Source organism: Neobacillus drentensis, from assembly GCF_036966985.1.
Classification (GTDB): domain Bacteria; phylum Bacillota; class Bacilli; order Bacillales; family Cytobacillaceae; genus Neobacillus; species Neobacillus drentensis_E.
Window position 1 is genome coordinate 1 of sequence record NZ_JBALSN010000088.1, and the last position, 3,328, is coordinate 3,328.

Consider the following 3,328-nt stretch of genomic DNA (forward strand, 5'->3'; position numbering starts at 1 on the left):
AGAATTTTAAAGTTGATAGAATATTTTATAAATAGGAAATATTATTGAAAGTATTTTCTACGATAAGTAAATGAGGGAGGAAATATATGTCTAATGAATCACTACAACTACTTTCGATCGGAATCTATATTGCCGCTATGCTTTTTATCGGTTGGTACTCCTATCGAAAGACTAGCAATCTTACAGATTACATGCTTGGGGGACGGTCTTTAGGACCTGCTGTAACCGCGTTAAGTGCAGGGGCAGCTGATATGAGCGGCTGGCTTTTAATGGGCTTACCTGGAGGAATTTATGTAACCGGTTTAGCAGATGCGTGGATCGCCGTTGGCTTAACGATTGGCGCTTATCTTAACTGGCTATTAGTGGCACCTCGCTTACGTTCTTATACCCAAGTGGCCAATGATTCTATCACGATTCCAAGCTATCTAGAGAATCGTTTTAAAGACAACACAAAACTACTCCGTATTGTTTCAGGTATTGTTATTCTTATTTTCTTTACTTTCTATGTTTCTTCAGGGATGGTTTCTGGGGCTGTCTTTTTTGAAAGTTCATTTGGTACAAGCTACCATACCGGACTTTTAATTGTTGGCGGCGTTACGGTTGCCTACACCTTATTTGGTGGATTCCTAGCGGTGAGTTATACAGACTTTATTCAAGGCTTAATGATGTTGATTGCCCTAGCACTTGTTCCCGCCATTGGGATTTTCAACACGGGTGGTCCCGCTGAAACGTTTGAAACGATTCGAGCAATTGATCCTACTAAAATGGACTTATTAAAAGGGACAACCTTTTTAGGAATAGTTTCGGCAATGGCATGGGGGCTTGGCTATTTTGGACAACCGCATATCATTGTAAGATTTATGGCAATCAAAACGATCAAAGAAACAAAAAGCGCCCGTCGCATTGGTATGGGCTGGATGATTATCTCGCTAATTGGTACGATCTTTACAGGATTTATAGGCATTGCATTTTTTCATAATAATCCTGAGCATGTCTTAAAGAATCCAGAAGCAGTTTTCATTGAATTAAGCCAAATTTTATTCCATCCTCTATTCGCAGGATTTGCTTTAGCTGCCATTCTCGCAGCGATTATGAGTACGATTTCTTCCCAATTAATCGTTACATCTAGTGCACTTGTTGAAGATTTATATAAAATGGTAATGAACAAAAATGCAAAGGACAAGCAACTGGTCTTCTTAGGAAGAATGGCGGTTCTTCTCGTTTCTGTTATTGCAGCGGCACTCGCATTCAAGCAAAACAGCACCATTTTAGACCTTGTTGCATATGCATGGGCAGGTTTCGGTGCTTCCTTCGGACCAGTGATCTTGCTAAGTTTATTCTGGAAAAAGATTACGAATTGGGGCGCCCTATTGGGGATGATCGTCGGGGCGGTCACCGTTATCGTTTGGAAAAATGTCGGCCTTGGTGACACGCTTTATGAAATTGTTCCAGGCTTTGTTTTCAACCTTATTGTCGCTGTCGTTGTGAGTATGCTGACGTATCGAAAAAATGATGAGATTGAAAAAGAATTTACTGAAAGTGTTCGTTTGTTAAAAAGCGAAAAATAATAAACACGCTCGGATCCCATTGATCCGAGCGTATTTATTTTTCGATCATGGTTGATAGTTTGATAACGGTTTTCCAATTACGCACTGTCGCCGTAACCTCTAGTTTTGGGAGCTGTCCTGCTAGTTTTGAATCTAGAATACTTTGCCTTAGATACAGATAAACTTCTCTTCCGTTAATAAAACATTCGTCCGGTTCACTTTTGAAACTACGTAAATTATCTATTTTTTCTTGGGAAGGTTCTCCTGCCAAAAAAGCAAGTTGGATGCTCTCTCCTTCTTTCAATGATTCCATAGAGTAGGGGCAATCACGAATAATCTGCTGGTATTCCTCAGTTGTTCTTAAAATAACAGGGACCGGAAAACCAAACGTCTTACTTATTTCCTCCTCTAATCGGTAGCTAAGTCTAGCAGAATCGTCACTTGATTCAAACAAAACATTGCCACTTTGAATATATGTTTTTACCTTTTCTAAACCGAGCGTTTCTAACAGATTTTTTAAATCGGCCATTTTGATCCGATTATTCTTGCCAACATTAATACCTCGTAACAGTGCAATATAAATGGTCATCCGTTTACCTCACTTTTTTAGATATTCCCTTCCTAAAATCTTACCATTTATTAGTTCATTTAAACTATCTTTATCCGAAAGTTTGGGAGGATAATACGAACCGTTAGGAGAAAATTAGATAAATAATCATTTTTATGGAGGGATTTACTATGGTTCCACAAAGAGTTAGCTTACTTACAATCGGTGCATACGATTTGCCTGCTCTTAGAAAGTTTTATCAAACGTTAGGATGGGAGGAAACGGAAATAAGTTCAGATCAATTTGCCGTCTTTAAAACAACAGGCGTCCTGCTTTCGTTATACCCGATTGCCGAGTTAGCAAAGGATGCCGGCATTGAATTTACACACCCTCCTGAGAGCTTTCATGGAGTGACCTTTTCCATTAACGTAGATCAACAGGAACAAGTTGATACAACGATAGAAACTATTCGCAGCGCAGGGGCAAAAATACTGCGAGAGCCAAGTGATGTCTTCTGGGGTGGACGCATAGCCTATTTTGCTGACCCTGAAAATAACCTTTGGGAAGTTGCTTGGAACCCTACAGCCATTTTTGATGAGCGCGGTGCGATGATATCCTTTTAAGACAGAGAATAATTCTTACACAACTCGACTATTTTCATCTAAAAATAATCCTAACCAAACGTTTGATTAGTACTCGTTTTAGCCCTTTTAAATAAAGGGTTTTTCTATGGAATCAGGTAAGAAGTTTGTCGGTAAATGGGAGAACAAATCCTCCTATTCGCCCTCTTTCTTTTAATTTCCACATTCTTCGACTAACTGGAAATTAATCAAACGTTTAATTAAATTGGCTGAATACCCTTATGAATTAAGCTTTTACTGCAAAAAGGCCTAATATTATTGTTGAATTAACACTCTTTAATAAAACTATCCAAACGTTTGATTAGTTAGCTATGAAGCCATATAACTAAAGGGTTTCAGCCTTACATTGTGAAAACTCTTTGTCGACCCAGTTATCATTTTCTACATAAGAAAGAAAAAAACGTGTCGATACTAGGATTTTCATAGGGAAATTATCAAGCTTCGACACCATTCCCGATCATTCCCTACTAACCAAACGTTTGATTAAATACAGGATAAACCCTTTTAACATATAGATTTTTTCCCGGGAAATGGCGAAAACAATGTCGAACACCGCTCGACAGAACAAAAGGCGCAAGCGCCCGTTTAGCGGC

Annotated in this window: 3 protein-coding genes; 2 read left to right on the forward strand and 1 reads right to left on the reverse strand. The window is 38.9% G+C overall.

What is annotated here, in order from left to right; genetic code table 11:
* Positions 1 to 86 precede the first annotated feature (86 nt).
* Positions 87 to 1,568, forward strand: coding sequence for a sodium/proline symporter PutP (gene putP / locus V7659_RS06485; protein WP_335538905.1), 1,482 nt, complete (start codon positions 87 to 89; stop codon positions 1,566 to 1,568).
* Between the two features lie 34 nt (positions 1,569 to 1,602).
* On the opposite strand, the gene V7659_RS06490 is transcribed toward putP, so the two are convergent.
* Positions 1,603 to 2,136, reverse strand: coding sequence for a DUF1697 domain-containing protein (locus V7659_RS06490; protein WP_335538907.1), 534 nt, complete (start codon positions 2,134 to 2,136; stop codon positions 1,603 to 1,605).
* A 149-nt stretch (positions 2,137 to 2,285) separates the two neighbouring features.
* On the opposite strand from V7659_RS06490, the gene V7659_RS06495 reads away from it, so the two are divergent.
* Positions 2,286 to 2,717: a VOC family protein gene (locus V7659_RS06495; RefSeq protein ID WP_335538909.1), complete on the forward strand. Its 432-nt coding sequence runs from the start codon at positions 2,286 to 2,288 to the stop codon at positions 2,715 to 2,717.
* Positions 2,718 to 3,328 lie beyond the last annotated feature (611 nt).

What these genes read in the sequence shown, in the direction of transcription:
- putP (WP_335538905.1), top strand. Translation starts at nt 87, where the DNA reads ATGTCTAATGAATCACTACAACTACTTTCGATCGGAATCTATATTGCC.
- V7659_RS06490 (WP_335538907.1), bottom strand. Translation starts at nt 2,136, where the DNA reads ATGACCATTTATATTGCACTGTTACGAGGTATTAATGTTGGCAAGAAT.
- V7659_RS06495 (WP_335538909.1), top strand. Translation starts at nt 2,286, where the DNA reads ATGGTTCCACAAAGAGTTAGCTTACTTACAATCGGTGCATACGATTTG.